Origin of the sequence: Sphingomonas sp. PAMC 26621, from assembly GCF_000251145.1 — a bacterium.
Taxonomy (GTDB): domain Bacteria; phylum Pseudomonadota; class Alphaproteobacteria; order Sphingomonadales; family Sphingomonadaceae; genus Sphingomonas.
This window is the reverse complement of the sequence record NZ_AIDW01000004.1, coordinates 87,319-109,774: the sequence shown is the minus strand read 5'-3', so window position 1 is coordinate 109,774 and position 22,456 is coordinate 87,319. Positions and strand designations below refer to the sequence as shown.

The window sequence follows — 22,456 nt, the reverse complement described above, 5'->3', positions numbered from 1 at the left end:
TTCCGCGATTGGGCCCCGGCCTTCGCCGGGGAGGTGTCAAAATCTGGAAGTGGCGGGCTGCGAAATGCCCCCCCCAGACGCAAAAACCCCGGCTGTCGCGCAACGCAACCACCGGGGCAATTCGAGACCGCCCGTCGCGCAGGGGCTGTCCAGAGTGGAATGCGCGAGGGGAGGCCCGGTCGGCCCCGCCGCCCTGGATAGGGGGGCGGGCGACGGGACCGGTCGGTTTAGCCGAGCAGCTTCAGCACGCCCTGCTGCGACTGGTTCGCCTGCGCGAGCAGCGCGGTCGACGCTTGGCTGAGGATCTGCGCCTTGGCGAGGCTGGTCGTCTCGGTCGAGAAGTCGACGTCTTCGATACGGCTGCGCGCGTCGGTCAGGTTAGCAACGCTCGAGGTCAGCGTGTTGACGACCGAATTGAGGCGGCTCTGGCCCGCGCCGAGCGAAGCGCGTGCGGTGTTGACGGCCTTGAGCGCGGTATCGAGCGTCGTGAGTGCGGTGGTAGCATCCCCTGCCGTCGCAACCGAAACGCCGCCAGTGACCGAATCGCCAGGCTGGGCGGGAACGAAAATCTTGTCCTTATCCGCCAAGGTCTTCGTCGTACCGATATCGTCCGTCGTTGCTGCCGCTCCGCCGAACGTTGCTTTGTATGCGACGTCCTCGATCGTGACCGTGTGGCTCTTGCCGATACGGGCGTCCGGGGGGGTGGTTGACGCGTCGATGGTCGACAGACCCGCCGTAACGGCACCGCCGCTGGTTCCGCTCACGCCCGACAGGTCAAGCGCGCTGAGGGTCAGCTTCACGGTGTCGCTCGAGCCCGAACCGGTCTGGATGTTGATCGACTTGGCCGCCGTATCGAACAACTTCACGTTGTTGAACGTGCTGCCGGCGATGGTGGTCAGCTGCTTCTGCAATTCGGTGACTTCGGTCTGCAGGTTCTGGCGATCGGTGTCCTGATACGTTCCCGATGCGGACTGCACGGCAAGCTCGCGGACACGCTGCAGGATATTTGCGGCTTCGCCGAGCGCGCTGTCGGCGGTCTGGGCGAGCGCGATGCCGTCGTTGGCGTTGCGGATGCCCTGGTTCTGGCCCTTGATCTGCGACGTGAACGAGGTTGCGATCGCGAGACCGGCGGCGTCATCCTTCGCCGAGTTGATGCGCTTGCCGGTCGACAGGCGCTCGATGCTGGTCTGCAGCGCGGTGTTCGCGGCGTTCGACGAGTTGCTCGCTTTCAGCGCGGCGACGTTGGTTCCGATAACGGTCATTGATGGTCTCCGAAAAGGTCCGGCAATCCCGCCGCCCCCTATCGGAGAGCCGAGCCGCCAAGCATGGTAACGACCGTTTCGACCGGGCATTAAGCGTCCGCCCGCACTTTTTCGCCATTGTGTCGGTGCCGCCAACTTGCGGGCGGCAAAGCGGAAAATAATTGCCGGTTTCACGCCCGGTTTAACGCAGAATTTACTACGCGAGGCGCAATCCCCGAATCGACAAGGGGGTTTCCATGCGATCCATCGTTCCATCAGCGGCCATTCTGCGCCAGCATTACGCGCTGGTCTCGTGCCTGCGCGCGCAGGGCTTCGCGATCGGCTCGTATGAAGACGGCAAGCGCACGCCCGGCGAGTTCTACCTCGTCGCCGCGGGCGAGACCCCGCCGGTTTCGGCCCGCACCGTCGTCCTCGGTCACGAAGGCCGTACCATCGTGCCATCGCGTGACGGCAGCCCGGCCTATGTCTCCTATGACGAGACCGACGCCGCGGTCGGCGCGGGCTTCGTCCGCGCGCTGCTCGCCGAGCCCGAGATGCCGACCGCCGCCGACCCCGAGAGCCTCGCGCTCCACACGCTCGCCGAGCGCGTGGCGACCGCCGACATCACGGTGCTGATCAACGGCCCGACCGGCACCGGCAAGGAAGTGCTCGCGCGCTCGATCCACCTGAAATCCAACCGCGCCGCCAAGCCGTTCATCGCGATCAACTGTGCAGCCCTCCCCGAGACGATGCTCGAGGCGTTGCTGTTCGGCCACCAGAAGGGCGCCTTCACCGGCGCGTCGTCGGGCGGCGAAGGCTTCTTCCGCGCGGCCGACGGCGGCACGCTGCTGCTCGACGAGATCGCCGAGATGCCGCTGCTGCTCCAGTCGAAGCTGCTCCGCGCGTTGCAGGAGCGCGAGATCATCCCGATCGGCGCGACCACGCCGCAGCCGATCGACGTCCGCATCATCGCCAGCGCCAACCGCGACTTGCAGGACGAAGTCGCCGCGGGCCGTTTCCGCGCAGATCTCTATTATCGCCTGTCGGTCTTCCCGCTGACGACCAAGCCGCTTGCCGACCGCGTGCAGGACATCCCCGCACTCGTCGCGACGCTGATCCTGCGGCACGCGGGCAACCGCACCACAATCCCGTGGCCGTGCGCCGAGGCGATCGACCTGCTGTCGCAGCACGACTGGCCCGGCAACGTCCGCGAGCTCGAAAACGTCCTCCAGCGCGCTTTGCTGTTCGCCGGCGGCGACACGATCCTGCCCGAACACATCGTGTTCGACCGCCCGAGCGCGCGGGCCGCGATCGACGTGAACCCCGCGCCCGCCCCCGCGACGCTCGGCAACATCGTCCAGATGCACGAATTCCAGGCGATCCGCGAAACGCTCGCCGCGTGCAACGGCAGCCGGATCGAGACCGCCAGGCGGCTCGGCATCTCGGAACGCACCTTGCGTTACCGATTGGCCAAGGCACGCGAGCAGGGCGACGACATCATCCGCGCGCATGACCGCACGGCGGTGTCGGCATGAGCGGCATCGGCGGCATTGGCGGCGCGGGCGGGATCGACCGCGTCATGGCGCTCCGCGCGCAGATTCTCGAGCGCAACCAGGCGCTCGCCCGCGCCAGCGCGACGCCCGCCGCGGCCCCGGTCGCCGAGACGAAACCCGCGACCCCCGCAAGCTTCGCCACGACGATGCAAACCGCGCTGGAAAACGTCAATCAGGGCCAGGCGCAGGCGGCAAAGCTCAGCGAAAGCTATGAGCGCGGCGAGACCGTCGACATCGCCAAGGTGATGCTCGCGCGCCAGCAGGCGTCGGTCGGGTTCGAGGCGACGCTGCAGGTCCGCAACAAGTTACTGTCCGCCTACAAGGACATCATGAGCATGCCGGTCTGACATGAGCAACGCCCTCACCCCCTCGCCCCAGCCGCAGCTCCCGAACGGCGTCGCGTCGCTCGTCCCCGAGCGCTTCGCCAACCCGATCGCACAGGTCCAGGGCCTGCTCGCGCAACCTGCGGTGCGGCGCAGCCTGCCGATGGTGCTGCTGGTCGGCCTGCTCGCCACCGCGGCGATCGCGTGGATGATGCTCGCCACCCCGACGCAGAAGACGCTGTTCTCCGGGCTGTCCGATGCCGACAAGGGCTCGGTCACCGCTGCGCTGACCACCGCCAACATCAAGTCGCACATCGACGATTCGACCGGCGCGGTGACCGTCAACGAGGAAGACTTCTCGCGCGCGCGCATTTTGCTGGCGGGCCAGGGCCTGCCCAAGGCGGCGCCCGGCGGCTACCAGATCCTCGACAATCTCCCGATGGGCGTCTCGCGCGCGGTCGAGGGCGAACGCCTGCGCCAGGCGCGCGAAACCGAACTCGCCCGCTCGATCCAGGAGATCGACGCGATCGCGGAGGCGCGCGTCCACCTCGCCACGCCCGAAGCCTCGGTGTTCGTGCGCGACAATGCCGCGCCGTCCGCGTCGGTGATCGTCAAGCTCCAGCCCGGCCGGAGTCTGGGCGACGCGCAGGTCGCGTCGATCGTCAACCTCGTCGCCTCGTCGGTCCCGGGGATGAAGCCCGAGAACGTCACGATCGTCGACCAGATGGGCGGCCTGCTCACCAAGGGCGCGAACGAAAGCGCGACGAGTGCGGCGAGCGACGAGCGCATCGCGCTCCAGCGTCGCGTCGAGGAAAAGTATCGCGCGCAGATCGTCCAATTGCTGACCCCGTTGATCGGCGCGGGCAATTTCACGACCGAAGTCCAGGCTGACGTCGATCTCAACGAGACGCAGGCGACCAAGGAAAGCTACGACAAGGCGGGCGCGCTGCGCGTCGAGCAGGGCCAGTGGACCAGCAACGGCAAGGACGGCGGGCAGGCCCCCGGCGGCATCCCCGGCGCGCTGTCCAACACCCCGCCGCCCGCCTCGACGCTGAGCGCACCCCAGCCCGCGCCCACCCCCGGAGCGCCCGGTGCGCCCGGTGCTCCGGCAGCGGCTGCCCCCGGCGCGGCGACCGGTCCCGCCGCCGCAGCGGCTGGCGCGGTCAGCGATGCGCTCAAGGCCAGCGACCAATATTCGCGCGCCTACGATCTCGGCAAGGAAGTGTCGGTCAGCCGCACCGCGCCCGGTGCGATCACGCATCTCTCGGTCGCGGTGCTGTTGCGCGATCCCGAAACCGGCAAGCCGCGCGGCACGGTCGAGATCCAGCAGATCACCCAGCTCGTCCAGAGCGCGGTCGGCTACAACCAGCAGCGGGGCGACGTCGTCACCGTCATCAGCCGCAAGTTCGCGGGGGCCGCCGCGCTCGACGACAAGCAGCCGTGGTATGAGGCGGGCTGGCTCCCGGTCGTCGCGCGCAATCTCACCGCGATCGTCGTCGCGCTGCTGGTGCTGTTCCTCGGCGTCCGCCCGCTGGTCAAGGCGATCTCGAAGAAGAAGGGCGACACCCCCGCAGATGCGACCGGCCTGCCGCGCGACCTGCTCGGCGAAGCGCAGGGCGGCGGGCTTGCCGCGCCCCGGACCGGCGAGCCGGTCACGATCGACGCGCTCGAAGGCGCGCGCAGCTATGACGAGCGGATCGGGATGGTCCGGGGCTTCACCCGCGACAATCCCGCGCGCGCCGCGCTCGCGGTCCGCGACATGATCAAGTCATGAACGCGGTCGTCCGCAGCTATACCGGGGTCGAGCGTGCCGCGGTGCTGATGATGCTCGTCGGCGAGGAAGAGGCCGCGGCGATCCTGCAGAAGCTCGATCCCGAGGAAGTCCGCCAGCTCGGCAAGGCGATGTTCGCGGTCGCGGACGTGAGCGAGGCCGAAGTCGCCGACGTGCTCGACGATTTCGTCGGCCACGCGCGCGAGCGCACCGCGATCGGCTTCGACCCGCGCCCGCGGATCGAGGCGGTGATGACGCGCGCGCTGGGGCAGGAAAAGGCCGACAGCGTCCTCGCGCGGATCGTGCCCGCGGAAGACGCGTGCCAGCTCGACCTGCTCGACTGGCTCGACGCAGGAGAGATCGCATCGATGATCGACAAGGAACACCCCCAGATCGCCGCCGTCCTGATCGCCAATCTCGACCCGACGATCGGTGCGCAAGTCCTTGAGATGATGCCCGATGCGGTCCAGCCCGACATCCTCCACCGGCTCGCGCGACTGGGGCCGATCACGCCCGAGGCGGTCGAGACGCTCAAGACCATGCTCGCCAACCGCACCGGCAGCGGCAAGGCGCAGGCGGGCGTCACGCTCGGCGGGACGAAGGACGCCGCGAAGATCCTGTCGAGCGGGCGCAAGGCGACCGAGCTGCGCGTCATGCCCAAATTGTTCAAGATCGACCGCGACGTCGCCAAGGCGATCGAGGAAGCGATGTTCGTCTTCGACAACCTGCTCGAGCTCGACGACAAGAATCTCGGCACGCTAATCCGCAACATCGACAGCGACGTGCTGACGCGCGCCTTGAAGGGCGTCGACGAAAGCATTCGCGCGCGCTTCCTCGGCTGCATGTCGAGCCGCGCCGCCGACGGCATTCGCGACGAAATGGAATCGCGCGGGCCGATGAAGCTCAGCGAAGTGCTCGATGCGCAGAAGATCATCATCCAGATTGCGCGCAATCTTGCCAAGGACGGCACGATCCAGATGGGTGGCGGGGAGGACGATTATGTCTGAGTTCGTCGCCGGTTTCTCGCCGCGCAGCCAGGGCATCGCCGATGCGCTGAAGGCCGCCTTCGCGCCGCGCGTCGGGGGCTTCGCCGCCGCCGACCTGCGTGAACGCGCAGGCGGGCGTGCCGGCCCGGTCGTCTTCGCCCCCAAGCCCGAGGGGCCGCGCCACTTCTCGCCCGCCGACCGTGATGCCAACCCGACCGAGGGCTGGGACCCGTTCGATGCGGAGGCCGCACCGACGACACCGTTCGTCGACCCGGTCGTCGCGGCGCACGCCGCCGGTTACGCCGAGGGCATGGACGCCGCACTCGCCGAAGTCGCCGCCAACGTCGAGCGCGACCACCGCCTGCTCACCGAACTCGCCGCCGCGCTCCAGGCGGGCGAACGCTTCGACCGCGAGGCGACTGCGCGCCGGTTGCGCCAGACCGTGATGTTCCTCGTCACGCAGATCGTCGGCGACGTCGGCATTTCGCCCGAGCTGCTCGCACGCCGGATCGATTCCGCCGCGGACCTGCTCAGCGACGGCACCGAATCGGCGATGCTGCGCGTCAACCCGGCGGACGTAGCGCTGCTCGAGGGCAAGTTGCCCAAGCAGGTCTTCGCGATCGGCGATGCCGCGGTCACGCGCGGGTCGTTCATCCTCGAAAGCGCGTCGACGATCGTCGAGGACGGCCCGGAACTGTGGATCGAACAGCTCAGCGCGGCGATCGACCGCGTCGCGGTACCGATGCACTGATGGCCCGGTCTTCGTCAGGCCGTGTCGCACGCACTCCCAACCCGTTCGGGCTGAGCGAAGTCGAAGCCCCGCCTGCCCAAGGTCCCGCCGCATGCTGAACCGTTTCACCGGCGATTATCTCGACGCGCTCGTCGTCCCCGATTTCACGCCGCGCCCCAAAGTCTCCGGCCGCCTCGCCTCGTTCGACGGGCTGCTGATGGAAGCGGTCGGCCTCACCGTGCCCGTCGGCACCGTCTGCCAGGTCGGGGATCGCACCGCCGCGGTCGAGGCCGAGGTGATCGGCTTTCGCAACGGGCGCACGCTGTTGATGAACCTCGGCGGCCCTGCCGCGCTCCTGCCGCAGGCCCCGGTGCGTCCGCTCGGCGCGCCGGGCGAGGCGGAGGTCGGCGCGGCGCTGCTCGGGCGCGTGGTCGATGGCACCGGCAAGCCGATCGACGGGCTCGGCCCGATCCGCGGTGCCGGGCGCTGGCCGCTCGCGGGAAAGATGCAGTCGCCGCTCGATCGCGGGCGCGTGCTCGAGCCGCTCGACGTCGGCGTCCGCGCGATCAACGGGTTGCTCACCGTCGGCCAGGGCCAGCGGATCGGGATCATGGCGGGCTCGGGCGTCGGCAAATCGGTGCTGCTCGGGATGATCGTCCGCGCGGCGCAAGCAGATGTCGTCGTCATCGGGCTGATCGGCGAGCGCAGCCGCGAAGTCGCCGACTTCCTCGAAACCAAGGTGGCGGGCGCTGCCCGCGCGCGTTCGGTCGTCGTCGCGGTCCCCGCCAACCATTCGCCGGTGCTCCGCATCCGCGGCGCCTTGCGCACCCACGCGATCGCCGAGGCGTTCCGCGCCGAGGGCAAGAAGGTCCTGCTCATCATGGACTCGCTCACCCGCGTCGCGCACGCCGGGCGCGAGATCGGGCTTGCGCTGGGCGAGCCCGCCTCGGCGCGCGGCTATCCACCGTCCGCGATCGCGATGCTTCCCAATCTGATCGAGCGCGCGGGCGTCGACGTCCACAGCGGCGGGTCGATTACTGCGATCTACACCGTGCTGGCGGATGGCGACGACGGCAACGATCCGGTCGTCGACAGCGCGCGCTCGATCCTCGACGGGCATATCGTGCTGTCGCGGCAATTGGCGGAACGCGGCGTCTATCCCGCGATCGACCTTGGCCCGTCGGTCAGCCGCGTGATGACCGACATCGTCGACAAGCCGCACCAGCGCGCCGCGCGCGTGCTGCGCCGCCACCTCGCGACCTATGAGGAGAATCGCGATCTCGTGCTGATGGGCGCATATCGCTCGGGCGCGGACCCCGCGATCGACGCCGCGATCGCGTGCCATCCGGCGGTGCTCGAATATATCAAGCAGGATCCGGACGAGACCGTCTCGCTCGGCGATTCCGCGATCGAGCTGATCGGCGTGTTCGGCGATGCCTAAGTCCAAGCTCGACCGGCTGCTGCGCGTCCGCACGCTGCAACTCGGGCTCGTCCAGGCCGACGAAGCGCGCGCGCGCGACAAGGCGCACGCCGAGACGACGCTCCACGGCCGCATCGTCCAGCTGTCCGAAAACGTCGCACCGACGGTCGCCCCGATCGGCGCGTCCGCGATGGGGGCTGCCGCGCATTTCCGCGAACGCCTCCACCGCTCCGCCGAGGCCGCCGAGGGTCGCCTCCGCGCAGCGCAAGCGGTCGCCACCCGCGCCTCCGAAGCCACGCGCGAGGCGCGCCGCGACCAGAGCGCGATCGAGAAACTGATCGCGCGCGCGGATGCCGAGGCGGCGCTCAAGGAATTGCGCGAGATGGAGGCGATGCCGCCCGCGCGCGTGATCCGGCACGATCCTTGCTGAACCGCTGACGGGTGCCGCTTCCGGCCCCGCTGGATGCCTCCATGACCGACCTGACCACCCTGCTGTCCCCGACTGCTACCGCTGCATCGTCGCCAGCGCCTGCCGCGCCCGCGTCGGTGACGGGCGTGCCCGGTATGGCGGCGCAGTTCGCGCAGACGCTCGGCGACATGCTGGCAGGCACGCCAGCGGTCGCCGCGCCCGCCCCAACGCCGGTTGCGGTCGTCCCGCCCGGCGCCGCGCAACCGCTCCCCATCCTGGGTCTGGTCGGACCGCTGCCAAACGGCAAGCTGCTGGCAACCGGCATCATCGACCGGCAAGCGCTTGCCGACGACGGCAACGCGGTGCCTGCCGACCCTGCGGTCCAGTTCCTCGCCAACCCGGCGTGGCGCGCGAGCGTCGTCGTGCCGCCGCCGCCCCGCACGCCCGTACCCTTGCACACCGCGCTCGAGCGTGCCGCCGCGCAACTGGCGACACCTGCGCTGGCCAAGGCCGCTCGCGGAACGAGCGCGACCGCAGACGCCCCCGCCGAGGATGCGGACCCGATATCGGTCCTGTCCGACACGCCGAGCAACGATCCGGCGGTCCCGACCCCCGACCTGCCCGCCAGCGCCCCCGCGGCACAGCCTGCGCTGCTGCCGATCTCCCCCTTCGAATCCAACCACCCGACCGATGCCGACGCGGCGGAAGACTCGCCCGGTCCGGTCGTGACGACGTCGGTCGAGCCTGCGCCCGGCAACCCGGTCGCCGTCGCGGGACCCGTGGCGACGCCAGCAGCACCGACGCGCACAAGCCTGCCAGCGGTCGCCTCCGCAGAGCTGGACTCTGTGGTACCCACGCTCGCGCGCCCGGTCCGTGCTCTGGCAACGGTCGGTGCGACGACGCCTGTGCTGCAGGCGGAGACCACCGCCATCGCCGGTCCCGCCCCCGCCCCCGCGCGCACGGGGCGTGCGCTGCCGTCCGACCGGGCGATCCTCGCCGCACTCGGGGCGCTGCCGATTGCAGGGCGCGACGCCGGCATCGTCCAGAACGCGGCCCCTGCCGCACTGACGACGCCGGTGCAGAGCGCGCCACCAATCCCCACCGCAACCCCGCCAGCGCCGTCCGACGGGTCCCAATCGCGCGCCACCGACGTACCGCCGCCCTCGCGACCTGAGGCACCCACCGGCGTCCCGGCGGCAGCCGCCGCGCTGCCGCTTGCGACCGCGACGACGTCCGCCACCTTGGCCGGGCGGACCGCCGCCACCGCGCCCGACGCGGCCGGGCGCGGCGAAACCATGCCGGTCCGCGCCGACCGAAGCGTCGTCCCGCCAGTCGTGGTTTCCAGCACCCCGCAACCCGCCGGGCAGGTCTTCGCCGCCGCGCTCGCCACCGCGGCCAACTGGCGCGACCGCCCGGGCCCCGACCCTCTGGCGTCCGAGCGCCCCGATCCCGCCGCCCCTACCCCTCCGCTCGGCTTCGCCACCGCCGTCGCCCCCGGCAGCACCACGCCGGTCCAGCCGACCGGCGACGCGCAGCGCGCACCGCTCGACCTGACGCAGGACAGCGGCGTGCAGCGGATGATCGACCATATCGAAGTGCTTCGCGACGACGCCGATTCGCGCGACACGCGGATCCGGTTGGTCCCCGATGCGCTCGGCAGCGTCGACATCGCGGTGCGGCAGGTCGGCGAGCGGATCCACGTCAGCTTTACCGCCGAGCATGAAGCCACCCGCGCGCTGATCGCCGACGCGCAGCCGCGCCTGACCGAACTCGCTGCCGAGCGCGGTGTGCGGATCGTCGGGACCAGCGTCGCGACCGACGCCAATCCGGGCGCATCGCAGTCTCCTGCACAGGGACAGGCGCAAACCCAAGGCCAGGCCCAGTCCCAGGCCCAGTCTCAGTCCCAGTCGCACCCCCAGTCCCAGTCGCGCCCCAATGCCCCGCAGCAGCCGCCCCGCGCGTCCGCGCGGGCGCAGCGCGACACCGAAACCCCCGAGGACCAGCGCCTCGCCTAACCCCCAAGGAAGCAGAGTATGAGTGAGATCGTCGAAGAGAAGGCCAAGAAGAAAAAGGGCGGGATGATGAAGATCATCCTGATCGCCGTCGGGTTGCTGGCGCTGGTCGGCGGCGGCATCGGCGGCACACTGTTCGCGGTCAACGCCGGCTTTATCGGCGGTGGCGGCAAGCATGCCGAGCCCGAAGGCCCGCGCCTCGTTCCCAAGAGCGAGCAGAAGCGGATCGGCGAGGGTGGCGAAGGCGGCGAGGGCCATGCGACCGCGGGCAACAAGCCGCCGATCGGCACCGGCGGCGACAAATATGCCTCCAATTACTATGCGATGGACAAGGAGTTCACCTCCAACCTGCAGGACAGCGTCCATTTCGTCCAGGTCGGGGTCGCGGTGTCGACCTCGTATGACGATTCGGTGATCCAGAACATCAAGACCAACGAGATCGCGGTCCGCTCGTCGATCCTGATGGCGCTGGGCGATACCACCGAGGAACAGGTCTTCACCAGCGAGGGCAAGCGCCAGCTCGAGCGCCGGGTCGCCAAGGCGATCAACGATACGCTCAAGGAAAAAGAAGGGTTTGGGGGGGTCGGTAACGTTTACTTTACCAGTTTCGTTGTTCAGTGACGCATGGTTAACGAGGCATCAGCAACGGCGGACGAACGCCGCGGACGGGCACGCGGCGCAGCCAAGGAGCGGAGCGCGCAGCACGTCGCGATGGGGGCGACGAACCTCAACCCGTTCGGCGACCTGCACACCGTCCAGCATCTCTCCGCGCGGCTCGCGCGCGGGGTGCGCGGCGTGTTCGAGCCGTTGCTGCGCCGCGAATGCCGCACTTGGGCGGAGCCGCTCGTCGTCCAGCGGCTCGCCGATTACCGGATGGAACGCCCCGAAGGGCTGACCGCATGGCTGCCGATGACGATGACGCTCGGCAGCGCCCCCGCAGGCCAGGCGCTGGCCGTCCTCGACGGGCGGTTCGTGCTCGAACTGCTCGACCTGTTCTTCGGCGGGACCGGCCACGCCCCCGCCGAGCTCCCCGCCGAATTCACCCCCGCCGCGGAGGTGATGGTGACGCAGCTCGGCAAGCTGCTCGCCGAACCGATGCGTGCGGCATGGGAGCCGCTCGCGCGCCTGTCCTTCACCCCCGGCAATGTCGAGCTCAACCCCGCGATGCTCGCGAACCTCGATGCGGACGATGCGCTCGTCATCACGCGCTTCGGGATCGCGGTCGGCACCGCCAAGCCCGTCTTCCTCGACCTGCTCTACCCGGTCTCTGCGCTCAAGCCGCACGGCCCGTCGCTGACCGGCAAGGTCCACGGCAAGACCGCCGAACCCGACCCGAGCTGGCGCAACGGCCTCACCCGCGCGGTGATGGACGTGCGCTTCCCGATCCGCTCGGTCCTCGCCGAGCCGATGGTCTCGCTCAGCCTGCTGATGGGGCTGAAGGAAGGCGACGTGATCCCGATCAACGTCGGGTCGGACGTGCCCGTCATGGTCGGCGGCGACCGGCTCGCGCTCGGCACCGTCGGCACGTCTAACGGCAAGGCCGCAATCAAGCTCAACACGATTTGTTACGACATCGACAGCGACTTCAGGGGCGATTTGCAATGAGCGACATGAGTTCAACCCCGTCGAGCGGCTTCCCGCTCGATGCCAGCCTGGCCGCGAACTTCCGCCTGTTGCAGGACGTCGACGTCAAGCTGACGGTCGAGATCGGCTCGACTTCGCTGACGCTGCGCGAATTGCTCGCTTTGGGCGAAACCAGCGTGATCGAGCTCGACCGCCAGGCGAACGAACTGCTCGACGTGCTCGTCAACGGCACTTTGATCGGCCGCGGCGAAGTCGTGATGGTCGGCGATCGCTTCGGCGTGCGGATGACCGAGCTGGTCTCGCCTGAGAAGCGGGCCTGATCCGCGATGATGTGGTCCTATGTCCTGAAGCTCGTCATCCTGCTCCCGCTGGTCTGCGGGTTGATGATCGGCTGCCTCTATCTCTGGCGCCGGCTCGAGGCGCGGATGCCCGGCCAGCCCGCCAACCGGCTGCTCAAGGTCACCGAGACGATGATGATCTCGCCGACCGTGCGGCTCGCTGTGCTCGATTTCGAGGGACGGCGGCTGCTCGTTTCGGTCAGCCGCACCGGCGTCGCGCTGGTCGATCGCGGGGGGCCGTCGGCATGACGCTTGGTCTCCGTTTCGACTGGCGGAAAGTTTTCCTGTTCACGATCGCGATCCTCATCGCGCTCGTGGCGGTCCACCCGGCACTCGCGCAGACGGCTGCAGCGGCGACACCCGCCGCGCCGGCCCCCGGCGTCGGTGACGCGGCGGACCGCGCTTTAAAGGATCTGGGCGGCGGCAACGCCCCGCTGTCGCTCAGCCTTCAGTTGCTCATCGTCATGGGGCTGCTGACGATCCTGCCCGGCATCCTGCTGATGATGACGAGCTTCACGCGGATCATCATCGTGCTGTCGATCCTGCGCCAGGCGCTCGGGCTTCAGCAGACCCCGCCCAACCAGGTGCTGGTCGGCCTGTCGCTGTTCCTGTCGTTCTTCATCATGGCGCCCGTCATCAGCCAGATCAACACGGTCGCGATCCAGCCCTATTCCGAGAGCCGGATCGGCGCGACCGACATGATCAAGGCAGGCGGCGTTCCCCTGCACGCCTTTATGGCGAAGCAGACGCGCAAGAAAGACATCACGATGTTCGCCGGAATCGCCAAGAGCGGCCCGTATCAGAACGCCGCGGACATTCCCTTCTCGGTGCTGCTCCCGGCCTATGTGACGAGCGAGCTCAAGACCGCGTTCCAGATCGGCTTCCTCGTCTTCCTCCCCTTCATCGTGATCGATCTCGTCGTCGCGACCGTGCTGATGTCGCTCGGCATGATGATGCTGTCGCCGACGATCATCTCGCTCCCGTTCAAGCTGCTGCTGTTCGTCCTCGTCGACGGCTGGGCGCTGACGATGGGGTCGCTCGCCAATTCGTTCGTGAGCTGAGCGCATGGACGCAGAATATTTCCTGACGGTCGCCAACCAGACGATGTGGGTGCTGGCGCTTGCCTCGGCGCCGATCCTGATCCCGGCGCTGCTCGCCGGGTTGCTGACCGGCATGATCCAGGCAGCGACCTCGATCAACGAGCAGACGCTGTCGTTCGTGCCCAAGCTGATCGTGGTCGGCATCTCGCTGCTGGTGTTCGGCGGGCTGATCATCGGGCTGCTGAGCGACTTCACGATCGGCATCTTCGAGCGGATCCCGGATCTGGTGCGATGATCGCACGCGCCCGCCCTCCGTTCGTCCTGAGCGAAGTCGAAGGGCCTGCGCAGCGCATGGGGCTTCGACTTCGCTCAGCCCGAACGGCGGTCGGGGCAACCCTCGCCAGCTCGGAGCGTCAATGGGCCCGCTAGGCCTCGGCCTCTCGATCGAGCCCCAGATGTGGGCGCTGATCTTCGTCATGGTCCGGATCAGCGCCGCGTTCATCGCCGCGCCCGTATTCAGCGCGGTGTCGATCCCGCTGGTGGTGCGCATCTCGCTGTCGGGCGCGATCGGCGTGCTCGTGCTCGGCGCGCATCCGATCACCCCGCCCGACCATATCTTCGCGCTCGCGACGATCCTGGCGGTCGCCGCCGAGGCGCTGGTCGGCCTCGCGATCGGCTTCGTCCTCCAGATCGCGTTCGCCGCGCCTGCGCTCGCGAGCGAATTGATCGGCACGTCAATGGGGATCGGTTTCGCCTCCGCAATCGACCCGCAGAACGGCAAGTCGACCCCTGCGCTCGGCCAGTTCTTCACGATGATGCTCACGCTGCTGTTCCTCAGCGTCAACGGGCACCTCGTGCTCGTCGAGATGATCGTCAAATCTTATGACGTGATGCCCCCGGGTGCCGCGTGGCTGAAGCCCGCGCAGCTCGAGAATATCGCGCTGTTCGGCGGCTACACCTTCCTTGCAGGACTCCTGCTCGCCTTGCCGGTCGGCTTCCTGTTGCTGTGCCTCAACCTGATCGTGGGCATGATCTCGCGCTCGGCCCCGTCGCTCAACCTGTTCGCGGTCGGCTTGCCCGCGAGCCTCGCGGTCGGCGTCATCGCGCTCGCGATGGCGTTCCCGACGATGGGCGATTACATGCTCGTGATCGTCCAGGAAGGCCTCGCCGCCGCGCAGAAACTGGTGCTCGGCTGATGTCGGAGGAGTCCGGCGAACGGACCGAAGCCCCAACCGCAAAGCGCAAGCGCGATGCGGTCGAGAAGGGCGACATCCTCAAATCGCGCGAATTCGCGACCGCGCTGGTGATGCTCGCGGGGATGGCGTGGCTCGCCCTGATGGGGCCGTCGCTGGTCGCCGCGTGCAAGGAGATCATGGCGACGAGCTTCTCGTTCGATCACCGCGACATCGAGGATTTCGAGCCGTTCCGTCCGCTTGCGCAAAGCGGCTGGAAGATCGCCCCCGCGCTCATCTCGCTGCTCGCGATCAGCTTCGTCGCGGCGATCCTCAGCCAGGCCGGGCTCGGGCATCTCGGGTTCAACGGCAGCCTGCTCGCGCCCAAGGCGTCGCGGATCAACCCCGCGTCGGGACTGAAGCGGATCTTCGGGCCGCAGGGGTGGATCGAGCTCGGCAAGGCGTTGCTCAAGGTCGGGCTGCTTGGCAGCATCGGCTGGTATCTGCTCGGCCAGGTCGCACACGTGTCGATGGGGCTGTCGTCGAGCAGCTTTACCACCGCGGTCGGCGCACTGACGGGAACGTTCCTCACCGTGCTGTTCACGATGGCGTTCGGCATGGTCGCGATCGCGGGGATCGACGTCCCGCTCCAGCTCTTCCAGCGGCTCAGCAAGCTGCGCATGTCGAAGCAGGCGATCCGCGACGAAAATAAGGAAACCGAGGGCTCGCCTGAAGCCAAGGGCGCGATGCGGCAGCGCCAGCGCGACATGTCGATGCGCAGCATGCGCAAGAGCGTTGCGGAAGCGCATGTCATCCTCACCAACCCGACGCATTTCGCGGTCGCGCTGCGCTACGATCGCGAGACCGATCAGGTCCCGGTCGTCGTCGCCAAGGGGCGCGGCGTGGTCGCGCTCGCGATTCGCGAACTCGGCGCGGAGACGCGGATCCCGGTGCTCGAATATCCCGCGCTGGCGCGTGCGGTCTATTACACCAGCCGCGAGGGGCAGGAAGTCCGCGACGACCTGTATGTCGCGCTCGCGACGGTGCTGGCGTTCGTGTTCGGGCTCAACGCCGAGGCGGGTGGCCTGCCGCCGCCGGTCTTCGTCCCCGAAACCGCGCGCTATGACGAGAATGGCGTGCAGGCGTGACCGGAGAGGCCGGAAAACCCCTAAAGGTTTCCGCGTCCTCGCCGTTCTACGTTGAGAGCAGAGCGACGGGACCGACCGCATGACGACCACCACCAGCGCCACCAGCGCGACGCCAACGCCCACGCCGACACCGACCGCTTCGACCACGATCGGCCAGTCGCTGATCAACTCGCTCAACGCGGGGTCGGGCGTCGATACCGCAAGCCTCGTCGCATCGCTCGTTCAGGCGCAGTTCGCGTCCAAGAACCTCCAGCTGACCAGGCAGGACACCACCCTCACCGCGCAGATTTCCTCGGTCGCCAAGGTCCAGAGCGCGATCACCAGCTTCGCCTCGGGGCTCACCACGTTGGTCAAGGGCGGCAGCCTCCAGACCCAGCCGACCAGCAACGATACCAGCGTCCTCACCGCCAGCGCGCTGCCGGGTGCCAAGCTCTCGGGCCTGTCCGCGTTCGTCGAGGTGACGCAGCTCGCCACCGGCCAGACGACGACCAGCACCACCAAGTTCGACAGCCGCAGCGCAACCGTCGACACCGGCACGCTGACGCTCACGCTCGGCACCGCCAAGGACGCCGCGGTTTCCGGCTTCACCAGCAACGCCACGCCGATCAAGATCACGATCGATTCGACCAACAACACGCTCGATGGAATCGCCAAGGCAATCAACGCGGCGAACAGCGGCGTTTCCGCGACGATCATCACCGATGTCGACGGCAAGGCCCGCCTCTCGCTGAAAGGCCCGACCGGCACCGACAAGGCGTTCACGCTCAGTGGCGATTCGACCGGGCTCGCCAAGCTCAACGTCGGCGGGAGCGCCCCCGCGAGCACGATCGGCGCCGCCGCCGGCAACGCCAAGCTCTCGCTCAACGGCACGACGGTCGAGCGGTCGAGCAACACGATTTCCGATCTGGTCGACGGCGTGAAGCTGACGCTTTCCAGCGTCACCACCGCGGGCAAGCCGGTCGTCCTCGGCAGTTCGACCCCGACCGACGGGCTCACCCAGGCGGTCACCGATTTCGTCGATACCTACAATCAGCTGCTGGCCGAGCTGAAGACCGAAACCGACGTCTCCTCCGGACCGCTGAAGAACGATTACAACGCGACCAACCTGCTCCGCTCGCTGCGCGGCCTCACGCTGACCAGCCTGACCACCGGCGGCGCGGCCGGTGCCCCCGACACGCTCGCCGCGATCGGCGTCAAGACCAACAAGGACGGGACGCTCAGCGTCGACCAGACCCAGCTGACGGCGGCGCTCAACAAGACCCCCGAAGCGGTCGAGGCGCTGTTCGCGGATGGCACCGGCGCGACCGGTGGCGGGATCGCGGCCGCGCTCAACGCGATCTCGACCGCCGCGGTCAGCAACAAGGTCACCGTCAACGGCCAGACCGAAACGACCGGCCTCGTCGCGAGCACCGCGCTCTATACCGCCGCCAAGGCCAAGGTGACCGACGCCGAAACGAAGGTGACCAGCGATACCGCCGCGTACCAGGAGCGGCTGACCAAGCAATATGCCGCCTCGGACGCGAAGGTCGCCGCGTACAAGGCGACCCAGACGCAGCTCCAGAACCAGATCGACCAGTGGAACAAGTCGGGCCAATGACCGTCGCCTACGCCTCCCCGTTCGGCCGCAACCCCGAAGCGACCTATCGCCAGATCGAAGTTGCGGGCCAGACCGCCGAGGCCGACGGCCCGGCGTTGGTCCAGTTGCTTTACGACCAGGCGATCCGCGCGTTGCGCGGTGCCGCCTGGGCCGCGGAGAACAACAATTACAAGATGAAGAGCGACAAGGTCACGCGCGCCACCGCGATCCTGTTCGCGCTGGAAGCCGGGCTCGATTTCGACAATGGCGGCACGGTCGCGCCCGCGCTCGCCCGGCTGTATGCGGGCACGCGAATGACCGTCGTCAACGCGGCGGTCCATAATGATCCGACCCCGTTCCGCGACGTAGCCGATACGCTCGACGAGATCGGCCAGGCCTGGCGCACGGTGCGCGCGGCGTAGCGCAAAAGCTGCCGTCATGCTGAACGCGTTTCAGCATCCACCGCGCAGCAGGCGTCGTCCGGACTCGCGGACGGCTGGATCCTGAAACGAGTTCAGGATGACGCAGGAAGGCAGCCCGCTACCCGAACCACCGTTTCGCGCTGAAATAGCCGATGATCCCGACCGTGATCGTGATGCACACCCCGCCGATCAGGTCGAACGCCCAAGGCTCCTTGGCGAACGGCAGCCCCTCGACGTTCATTCCGTAAAGCCCGGTCAGGAACGTCAGCGGCAGGAAGATCAGCGCCACGATCGAGATCAGCAGCGAGCGCGAGTCGATCTGTTCCGCGCGCAGGTCGGTCAGCGCCTCGTGCATCAGCGCGGAGCGTTCGCGGATCGCCTCCAGTTCCTCCGCCATCCGCGCGGCGCGGTCGGCGGCGGAATTGAGGTGGAGCCGGTCGTCGTCGTGCAGCCAGTCGCACGGCAGCGCGGCCAGCTTCTCGAGTGCGGCGCGCTGCGGCTGGACGAACCGACGGTAGCCGATCGCGGTGCTCCGCACCTTGGTCACCTTGCGGCGCAGCTCGAACACCTTGTCCGCGTCGAGATCCGCCTCGCAATCGTCGAGCTCGTCGCCGAGCTCGCCGACTTCGGGGTCGAGCTCCTCGGTAATCGCGCTCGCGAACGCCGCGATCAGGTCGCCCGGATCCGCGATCGTGCCCTTTTCGACCGCCTTGGTCACCGCCTCGACCGCGGTCAGCGAGCGGCGCGTGACCGAGATCACCCGGCCCGCCACCGCCCAGATCCGCACCGATGCAAGCGGATCCGACGCGGTCAGTTCCTCGTCCGATCGCCCGCGCAGGTTGAGGAACGCGCCATCGCCGAGCGCATCGCAGCGCGGGCGCGACTCGGTCGTGGTCAGCGCATCGACGACATAGTCGGGGACCTTGGCGACATCCGTCAGCCAGTCCTGTGCGTGCGCGTTGTTGGTCGTCATATGAACCCACACCAGGTCGCCCGGCGTGTCCAGCGCGGCCTTGATGTCGATCCGCGTCGCCTTGCCCCCGGCGACGCAATAGGCAAACCCGCTCATCGAGGCTCCATCCAGATCGTCAGTCCCGCTTCGCCCACGACCGGCGGCTGTTCCGAAACGATCCGCACCGCATCCGCGCGCGACCGGTCAAGAATCGCGGGCGGGGTCGCGGCCGGCGCATAGATCCGGTCGGCGAGCGCGAGCGCGCGCGCCTGCCCGAGCGTCAGGTCGTCGGGGTCGTCCGAGGTCAGCCGGATCGTGACCAGCCGGTCGGGCGAGGCGGTCGCGTTCGCGAGCCATCCCGGCACAGACTCGGGCGCCGCCGTCAGCGGGTCGAGCGCCCCGCCTTGCGCAAACGCCCGCCCCAGCGCGCGCCGACGGTCGTCGAGCGCGGGCAGCACCAGCCGGATCGCGCTGCGCATCGCGTTCAACCGGTCGGCGAGCGGCCCCAAAGTCGCGGGCAGCATCGCCTCCAGCCGTTGCCGAAGCGCCGCCGCCAGCCCCGCCGACGCGCCGCCCGTCCCGATCGCGATCAGCACCGGGCTGCGATCGATGATCGCAGGCAGCGTGAAGTCGCAATCGTCGGGCCGGTCGACCGCATTGACCAGCACGCCCCGCGCCTTCAACCGGTCGATCGCGCCGCGCGCCTCGGCATCGTCCTCGATCGCCACGATCGCGAGCGACGCCGTCGCCGCCTCGCCGACGATCACCGCGCCCGCGCGTTCGAGCAGCCGCCGCTTGGCGTCCGCAGGTTCGCCTTCGCCGAGCAACATGACCGGCCGCCCTGCCAGCCGGACGAACAGCGGAAGACTGTGGAGTGTCATGCCGTGGGCTTGAGCCATTCGGGCAGGCGTTCGGCGGCAAGGATCGTCTCGGGGTTGATCCGGTCCGCGACGACCGCGAAGCGATCGCCGTCGACCAGCACCTCGGGCACCAACGCCCGACTGTTGTACGTGCTCGCCATCGTCGCGCCATAAGCGCCCGCGGTACGGAACACCGCGAGATCGCCGCTCACCACTTCGTCAATGTCGCGCCCCATCGCGAAGGTGTCGCCGCTTTCGCACACCGGACCCGCGATATTGGCCATCATCCGCCGTCCGTTCGGGCGGACCGCCGCGAAATCATGCCACGCATCGTACAAGGCAGGCCGCGCGAGATCGTTCATCGCGGCGTCGACGATGACATAGGGGTTGGTCACCCCCGGCTTGACCCAGATGACCTTGGTCAGCAGCACGCCGGCATTGCCCGCGATCACGCGCCCGGGTTCGAACATCAGCGTGACGCCCCAGTCGCGCGTCACCCGCGCGACCATCGCGCCGAACTCTGCGGGGCTCGGGAACACTTCGCCCGCGCGGTACGGCACGCCGAGTCCGCCACCGAGATCGATCCGGTCGATCGTGTGCCCCGCACCGCGCAACTCGGCCATCAACGCGCCGACCCGGCGGTAGGCCGCTTCCATCGGGGCGAGGTCGCCGAGCTGGCTGCCGATATGCACCGCGACCCCGCGCAGGTTGAGCCCCGGCAAGCCCGCCAGCCGCGCGAAGATCGCAGGCGCCTGATCGATCGGCACGCCGAACTTGTTCTCGCGCTTGCCGGTCGAGATCTTGGCGTGCGTGCCCGCATCGACGTCCGGATTGACGCGGAGCGTCGCGTGCGCGGTCACACCGCGCTCGGTCGCGAGCTGCGCGAGGACGACGCCCTCTTCCTCGAGCTCGAGGTTGAACTGGCCAAGCCCGCAATCGAGCGCGCGGACCAGCTCCTCGCGCGTCTTGCCGACGCCGGAGAACACCACGTCAGCCGCCGGGATCCCCGCCGCCAGCGCGCGCGCGAGTTCCCCGCCCGAGACGACATCCGCGCCATAGCCCGCATTGGCGAGCAGGCGCAGCACCGCGAGATTGGGATTGGCCTTGATCGCATAGGCCAAATGGACGTCGCCCGCCGCCGCCAGCCCCTCGCGGAACACGCGCGCATGCCGCTGGAACGTCGCGGACGAATAGACATAGACGGGCGAGCCCACTGCCTCGGCGATCGCCGGCAACGGCACGCCCTCGCAGTGCATCACGCCGTCGACGAGAGCAAAATGGTCCATGGGAAAATCAGCCGATCAATTGGGCGGGGGCAGGTCGAATTCGTCGCCGCGGCGTTCCTGCGATTGCTTGAGCAGTTCGTCGCTGCGCTCGGGGCGCGCCTGGTTGCTCGGGGTCAGCAGATCCTCCGGGGTCGGGGTCGCCTTCGCGCCATAAGGCGCGACCGGGAGCGACCGGCCTTCCGCGGGTTTGAGCGCGGACGATGCGCCGCACCCGGCGAGCAGCAACGCCGTACCCAAAGCGAGGGGAACCAGCAGGGGCTTCATCGTTGCGATCCTTCCCGCGCCGCCGCGACGGCCGCGCGCACATTGTCGGGCGCGGTCCCGCCGAAGCTGGTCCGGCTCGCGACCGACGCGTCGACGCTCAGAACGCCGTAGACCCGTTCGTCGATCCGCGCATCGATCGCGCGCAGATCGTCGAGCGAGAGCGCATCGAGCATCACGCCCAGCGTCTCGGCGCGCCTGACCGCCTGCCCGGTGATATGATGCGCCTCGCGGAACGGCACGCCCGCCTCGCGCACCAGCCAGTCGGCGAGATCGGTCGCGGTCGCGAACCCCGATTCCGCGACCTGCCGCATCCGCTCGGTCCGGAAAGTGGCGCTCGCGACCATTCCCGTCATCGCTGCGATCGACAGCTCGAGCAGGTCGTGCGCCTCGAACACGGGTGGTTTGTCGTCCTGCATGTCCTTGGAATAGGCAAGCGGCAGGCCCTTCATCGTCACCATCAGCGCGGTCATGCATCCGAGGATGCGGCCAGCGTGCCCGCGCACGAGTTCAGCGGCGTCGGGATTGCGCTTCTGCGGCATGATCGAGCTGCCGGTCGACCATTGGTCCGACAGCGACACGAAGCCGAACGGCTGCGACGCCCATAGCACGAACTCCTCGGCCAGCCGGCTGAGGTGCAGCGAGCATTGCGTCGCCGCCGTCAGGTAATCGAGCGCGAAGTCGCGGTCCGACACACCGTCGAGCGAATTGCGCGTCGGCCCGTCGAACCCGAGCGCCTGCGCGGTCATGGTCCGGTCGATCGGGAAGCCCGTCCCCGCCAGCGCCGCCGACCCGAGCGGGCACAGGTTGCCCCGCTCCCGCGCATCGGCGAAGCGGCTGCGGTCGCGCGCGATCATCTCGTGATACGCCATCAGATGATGCCCGAGCGTCACCGGCTGCGCGCTTTGCAGATGCGTGAAGCCGGGCATCACGCTCGCGGCATGTTCCTCGGCGCGGGTCAGCAGCGCATCCTGGAACTGGCCGAGCGCCGCATCGATCTGATCAATCGCGTCGCGCACCCACAGTTTGAAATCGGTCGCGACCTGGTCGTTGCGCGAGCGCGCGGTGTGGAGCCGCCCCGCGACCGGCCCGATCGCGTCGGCGAGCCGCGCCTCGGTCTGCATGTGGATGTCCTCGAGGACCATGTCCTCGGTCACGCCGTGTTCGGCATAATGCGCCGCGACCGTGTCGAGCCCCGCCGATATCGTCGCGGCATCCTCGGGCGAGACGATGCCCTGTTGCCCGAGCATCGCGACATGCGCCTTGGATCCCGCGACATCCTGCCGCCACAGCCGCTTGTCGAACGGGATCGAGGCATTTATCGATCGCATGACCGCAGCCGGACCCTCGGCAAAGCGCCCGCCCCACATCG

Annotated in this window: 24 protein-coding genes; 18 read left to right on the top strand and 6 right to left on the bottom strand. The window is 68.7% G+C overall.

From position 1 onward, the window contains the following. Positions 1-227 precede the first annotated feature (227 nt). Complete coding sequence (locus tag RI03_RS01805) at positions 228-1,262, bottom strand: flagellin N-terminal helical domain-containing protein (RefSeq protein WP_010161268.1); 1,035 nt, start codon at positions 1,260-1,262, stop codon at positions 228-230. A gap of 236 nt (positions 1,263-1,498) precedes the next feature. Between RI03_RS01805 and RI03_RS01800 the strand changes: the two genes are divergently transcribed. The 18 genes from RI03_RS01800 (at position 1,499) to fliS (ending at position 17,725) form a co-directional block, all read left to right on the top strand. Further along, positions 1,499-2,776 carry a sigma-54 interaction domain-containing protein gene (locus RI03_RS01800; protein WP_010214765.1) on the top strand — a complete coding sequence of 426 codons (1,278 nt, stop codon included), beginning with the start codon at positions 1,499-1,501 and terminating at the stop codon, positions 2,774-2,776. Next, on the top strand, positions 2,773-3,141 hold the full coding sequence (gene fliE / locus RI03_RS01795) for a flagellar hook-basal body complex protein FliE (protein ID WP_010161270.1): 369 nt from the start codon (positions 2,773-2,775) through the stop codon (positions 3,139-3,141). The genes RI03_RS01800 and fliE overlap by 4 nt, the downstream gene beginning before the upstream one ends. Before the next feature lies 1 nt (position 3,142). Continuing rightward, on the top strand, positions 3,143-4,891 hold the full coding sequence (fliF, locus tag RI03_RS01790) for a flagellar basal-body MS-ring/collar protein FliF (RefSeq protein WP_010214763.1): 1,749 nt from the start codon (positions 3,143-3,145) through the stop codon (positions 4,889-4,891). Continuing rightward, positions 4,888-5,895 carry a flagellar motor switch protein FliG gene (gene fliG, locus RI03_RS01785; protein ID WP_010161272.1) on the top strand — a complete coding sequence of 336 codons (1,008 nt, stop codon included), beginning with the start codon at positions 4,888-4,890 and terminating at the stop codon, positions 5,893-5,895. The genes fliF and fliG overlap by 4 nt, the downstream gene beginning before the upstream one ends. Beyond that, on the top strand, positions 5,888-6,625 hold the full coding sequence (locus RI03_RS01780; protein WP_010214761.1) for a FliH/SctL family protein: 738 nt from the start codon (positions 5,888-5,890) through the stop codon (positions 6,623-6,625). Before fliG ends, RI03_RS01780 begins: the two co-directional genes overlap by 8 nt. Before the next feature lie 91 nt (positions 6,626-6,716). Then, positions 6,717-8,045, top strand: a complete 1,329-nt coding sequence (locus RI03_RS01775) for a FliI/YscN family ATPase (RefSeq protein WP_010161275.1) — start codon at positions 6,717-6,719, stop codon at positions 8,043-8,045. After that, the gene (locus tag RI03_RS01770) at positions 8,038-8,454 is read left to right on the top strand and encodes a hypothetical protein (RefSeq protein ID WP_010214758.1); all 417 of its coding nucleotides are present in this window, start codon (positions 8,038-8,040) and stop codon (positions 8,452-8,454) included. The genes RI03_RS01775 and RI03_RS01770 overlap by 8 nt, the downstream gene beginning before the upstream one ends. A 41-nt stretch (positions 8,455-8,495) precedes the next feature. Continuing rightward, positions 8,496-10,448: a flagellar hook-length control protein FliK gene (locus tag RI03_RS01765; protein ID WP_010214756.1), complete on the top strand. Its 1,953-nt coding sequence runs from the start codon at positions 8,496-8,498 to the stop codon at positions 10,446-10,448. Between the two features lie 18 nt (positions 10,449-10,466). Continuing rightward, entirely contained in the window at positions 10,467-11,066 is a 600-nt protein-coding gene (locus RI03_RS01760) for a flagellar basal body-associated FliL family protein (protein WP_010214754.1), read from the top strand. Between the two features lie 3 nt (positions 11,067-11,069). After that, positions 11,070-12,050 (top strand): FliM/FliN family flagellar motor switch protein, encoded by a 981-nt coding sequence (locus RI03_RS01755; RefSeq protein ID WP_010214752.1) that lies wholly within the window; start codon positions 11,070-11,072, stop codon positions 12,048-12,050. Continuing rightward, a complete protein-coding gene (gene fliN / locus RI03_RS01750) occupies positions 12,047-12,349 on the top strand; it encodes a flagellar motor switch protein FliN (protein WP_010161280.1) in 303 nt (100 codons plus the stop codon). Before RI03_RS01755 ends, fliN begins: the two co-directional genes overlap by 4 nt. 6 nt (positions 12,350-12,355) lie before the next feature. Further along, positions 12,356-12,616, top strand: coding sequence for a flagellar biosynthetic protein FliO (locus tag RI03_RS01745; RefSeq protein ID WP_010161281.1), 261 nt, complete (start codon positions 12,356-12,358; stop codon positions 12,614-12,616). Beyond that, entirely contained in the window at positions 12,613-13,428 is an 816-nt protein-coding gene (gene fliP, locus RI03_RS01740; RefSeq protein ID WP_010214750.1) for a flagellar type III secretion system pore protein FliP, read from the top strand. The genes RI03_RS01745 and fliP overlap by 4 nt, the downstream gene beginning before the upstream one ends. Before the next feature lie 4 nt (positions 13,429-13,432). Then, positions 13,433-13,702: a flagellar biosynthesis protein FliQ gene (fliQ, locus tag RI03_RS01735; RefSeq protein WP_010161284.1), complete on the top strand. Its 270-nt coding sequence runs from the start codon at positions 13,433-13,435 to the stop codon at positions 13,700-13,702. Between the two features lie 121 nt (positions 13,703-13,823). After that, positions 13,824-14,603 carry a flagellar biosynthetic protein FliR gene (gene fliR / locus RI03_RS01730; protein WP_026046366.1) on the top strand — a complete coding sequence of 260 codons (780 nt, stop codon included), beginning with the start codon at positions 13,824-13,826 and terminating at the stop codon, positions 14,601-14,603. Further along, positions 14,603-15,727 (top strand): EscU/YscU/HrcU family type III secretion system export apparatus switch protein, encoded by a 1,125-nt coding sequence (locus RI03_RS01725; protein ID WP_010214749.1) that lies wholly within the window; start codon positions 14,603-14,605, stop codon positions 15,725-15,727. Before fliR ends, RI03_RS01725 begins: the two co-directional genes overlap by 1 nt. 79 nt (positions 15,728-15,806) lie before the next feature. After that, positions 15,807-17,324, top strand: coding sequence for a flagellar filament capping protein FliD (fliD, locus tag RI03_RS01720; protein ID WP_010214748.1), 1,518 nt, complete (start codon positions 15,807-15,809; stop codon positions 17,322-17,324). Next, positions 17,321-17,725, top strand: a complete 405-nt coding sequence (gene fliS, locus RI03_RS01715) for a flagellar export chaperone FliS (RefSeq protein WP_010161288.1) — start codon at positions 17,321-17,323, stop codon at positions 17,723-17,725. Before fliD ends, fliS begins: the two co-directional genes overlap by 4 nt. Positions 17,726-17,843: 118 nt before the next feature. Here the strand turns inward: fliS and RI03_RS01710 are convergent, their stop codons facing one another. Genes RI03_RS01710 through argH form a run of 5 tightly spaced genes read right to left on the bottom strand, consistent with a single transcriptional unit; the run spans position 17,844 to position 22,454 of the window. Then, entirely contained in the window at positions 17,844-18,794 is a 951-nt protein-coding gene (locus RI03_RS01710) for a zinc transporter ZntB (RefSeq protein ID WP_010214747.1), read from the bottom strand. Then, the gene (locus tag RI03_RS01705) at positions 18,791-19,558 is read right to left on the bottom strand and encodes a precorrin-2 dehydrogenase/sirohydrochlorin ferrochelatase family protein (protein ID WP_010214746.1); all 768 of its coding nucleotides are present in this window, start codon (positions 19,556-19,558) and stop codon (positions 18,791-18,793) included. Before RI03_RS01705 ends, RI03_RS01710 begins: the two co-directional genes overlap by 4 nt. Then, entirely contained in the window at positions 19,555-20,823 is a 1,269-nt protein-coding gene (gene lysA, locus RI03_RS01700; protein WP_010214745.1) for a diaminopimelate decarboxylase, read from the bottom strand. Before lysA ends, RI03_RS01705 begins: the two co-directional genes overlap by 4 nt. A gap of 15 nt (positions 20,824-20,838) precedes the next feature. Beyond that, the gene (locus tag RI03_RS01695) at positions 20,839-21,087 is read right to left on the bottom strand and encodes a hypothetical protein (protein WP_010161293.1); all 249 of its coding nucleotides are present in this window, start codon (positions 21,085-21,087) and stop codon (positions 20,839-20,841) included. Beyond that, positions 21,084-22,454: an argininosuccinate lyase gene (argH, locus tag RI03_RS01690; protein ID WP_026046365.1), complete on the bottom strand. Its 1,371-nt coding sequence runs from the start codon at positions 22,452-22,454 to the stop codon at positions 21,084-21,086. The genes RI03_RS01695 and argH overlap by 4 nt, the downstream gene beginning before the upstream one ends. Positions 22,455-22,456 lie beyond the last annotated feature (2 nt).

What these genes read in the sequence shown, in the direction of transcription:
- RI03_RS01805 (WP_010161268.1), bottom strand. Translation starts at nt 1,262, where the DNA reads ATGACCGTTATCGGAACCAACGTCGCCGCGCTGAAAGCGAGCAACTCG.
- RI03_RS01800 (WP_010214765.1), top strand. Translation starts at nt 1,499, where the DNA reads ATGCGATCCATCGTTCCATCAGCGGCCATTCTGCGCCAGCATTACGCG.
- fliE (WP_010161270.1), top strand. Translation starts at nt 2,773, where the DNA reads ATGAGCGGCATCGGCGGCATTGGCGGCGCGGGCGGGATCGACCGCGTC.
- fliF (WP_010214763.1), top strand. Translation starts at nt 3,143, where the DNA reads ATGAGCAACGCCCTCACCCCCTCGCCCCAGCCGCAGCTCCCGAACGGC.
- fliG (WP_010161272.1), top strand. Translation starts at nt 4,888, where the DNA reads ATGAACGCGGTCGTCCGCAGCTATACCGGGGTCGAGCGTGCCGCGGTG.
- RI03_RS01780 (WP_010214761.1), top strand. Translation starts at nt 5,888, where the DNA reads ATGTCTGAGTTCGTCGCCGGTTTCTCGCCGCGCAGCCAGGGCATCGCC.
- RI03_RS01775 (WP_010161275.1), top strand. Translation starts at nt 6,717, where the DNA reads ATGCTGAACCGTTTCACCGGCGATTATCTCGACGCGCTCGTCGTCCCC.
- RI03_RS01770 (WP_010214758.1), top strand. Translation starts at nt 8,038, where the DNA reads ATGCCTAAGTCCAAGCTCGACCGGCTGCTGCGCGTCCGCACGCTGCAA.
- RI03_RS01765 (WP_010214756.1), top strand. Translation starts at nt 8,496, where the DNA reads ATGACCGACCTGACCACCCTGCTGTCCCCGACTGCTACCGCTGCATCG.
- RI03_RS01760 (WP_010214754.1), top strand. Translation starts at nt 10,467, where the DNA reads ATGAGTGAGATCGTCGAAGAGAAGGCCAAGAAGAAAAAGGGCGGGATG.
- RI03_RS01755 (WP_010214752.1), top strand. Translation starts at nt 11,070, where the DNA reads ATGGTTAACGAGGCATCAGCAACGGCGGACGAACGCCGCGGACGGGCA.
- fliN (WP_010161280.1), top strand. Translation starts at nt 12,047, where the DNA reads ATGAGCGACATGAGTTCAACCCCGTCGAGCGGCTTCCCGCTCGATGCC.
- RI03_RS01745 (WP_010161281.1), top strand. Translation starts at nt 12,356, where the DNA reads ATGATGTGGTCCTATGTCCTGAAGCTCGTCATCCTGCTCCCGCTGGTC.
- fliP (WP_010214750.1), top strand. Translation starts at nt 12,613, where the DNA reads ATGACGCTTGGTCTCCGTTTCGACTGGCGGAAAGTTTTCCTGTTCACG.
- fliQ (WP_010161284.1), top strand. Translation starts at nt 13,433, where the DNA reads ATGGACGCAGAATATTTCCTGACGGTCGCCAACCAGACGATGTGGGTG.
- fliR (WP_026046366.1), top strand. Translation starts at nt 13,824, where the DNA reads ATGGGCCCGCTAGGCCTCGGCCTCTCGATCGAGCCCCAGATGTGGGCG.
- RI03_RS01725 (WP_010214749.1), top strand. Translation starts at nt 14,603, where the DNA reads ATGTCGGAGGAGTCCGGCGAACGGACCGAAGCCCCAACCGCAAAGCGC.
- fliD (WP_010214748.1), top strand. Translation starts at nt 15,807, where the DNA reads ATGACGACCACCACCAGCGCCACCAGCGCGACGCCAACGCCCACGCCG.
- fliS (WP_010161288.1), top strand. Translation starts at nt 17,321, where the DNA reads ATGACCGTCGCCTACGCCTCCCCGTTCGGCCGCAACCCCGAAGCGACC.
- RI03_RS01710 (WP_010214747.1), bottom strand. Translation starts at nt 18,794, where the DNA reads ATGAGCGGGTTTGCCTATTGCGTCGCCGGGGGCAAGGCGACGCGGATC.
- RI03_RS01705 (WP_010214746.1), bottom strand. Translation starts at nt 19,558, where the DNA reads ATGACACTCCACAGTCTTCCGCTGTTCGTCCGGCTGGCAGGGCGGCCG.
- lysA (WP_010214745.1), bottom strand. Translation starts at nt 20,823, where the DNA reads ATGGACCATTTTGCTCTCGTCGACGGCGTGATGCACTGCGAGGGCGTG.
- RI03_RS01695 (WP_010161293.1), bottom strand. Translation starts at nt 21,087, where the DNA reads ATGAAGCCCCTGCTGGTTCCCCTCGCTTTGGGTACGGCGTTGCTGCTC.
- argH (WP_026046365.1), bottom strand. Translation starts at nt 22,454, where the DNA reads ATGTGGGGCGGGCGCTTTGCCGAGGGTCCGGCTGCGGTCATGCGATCG.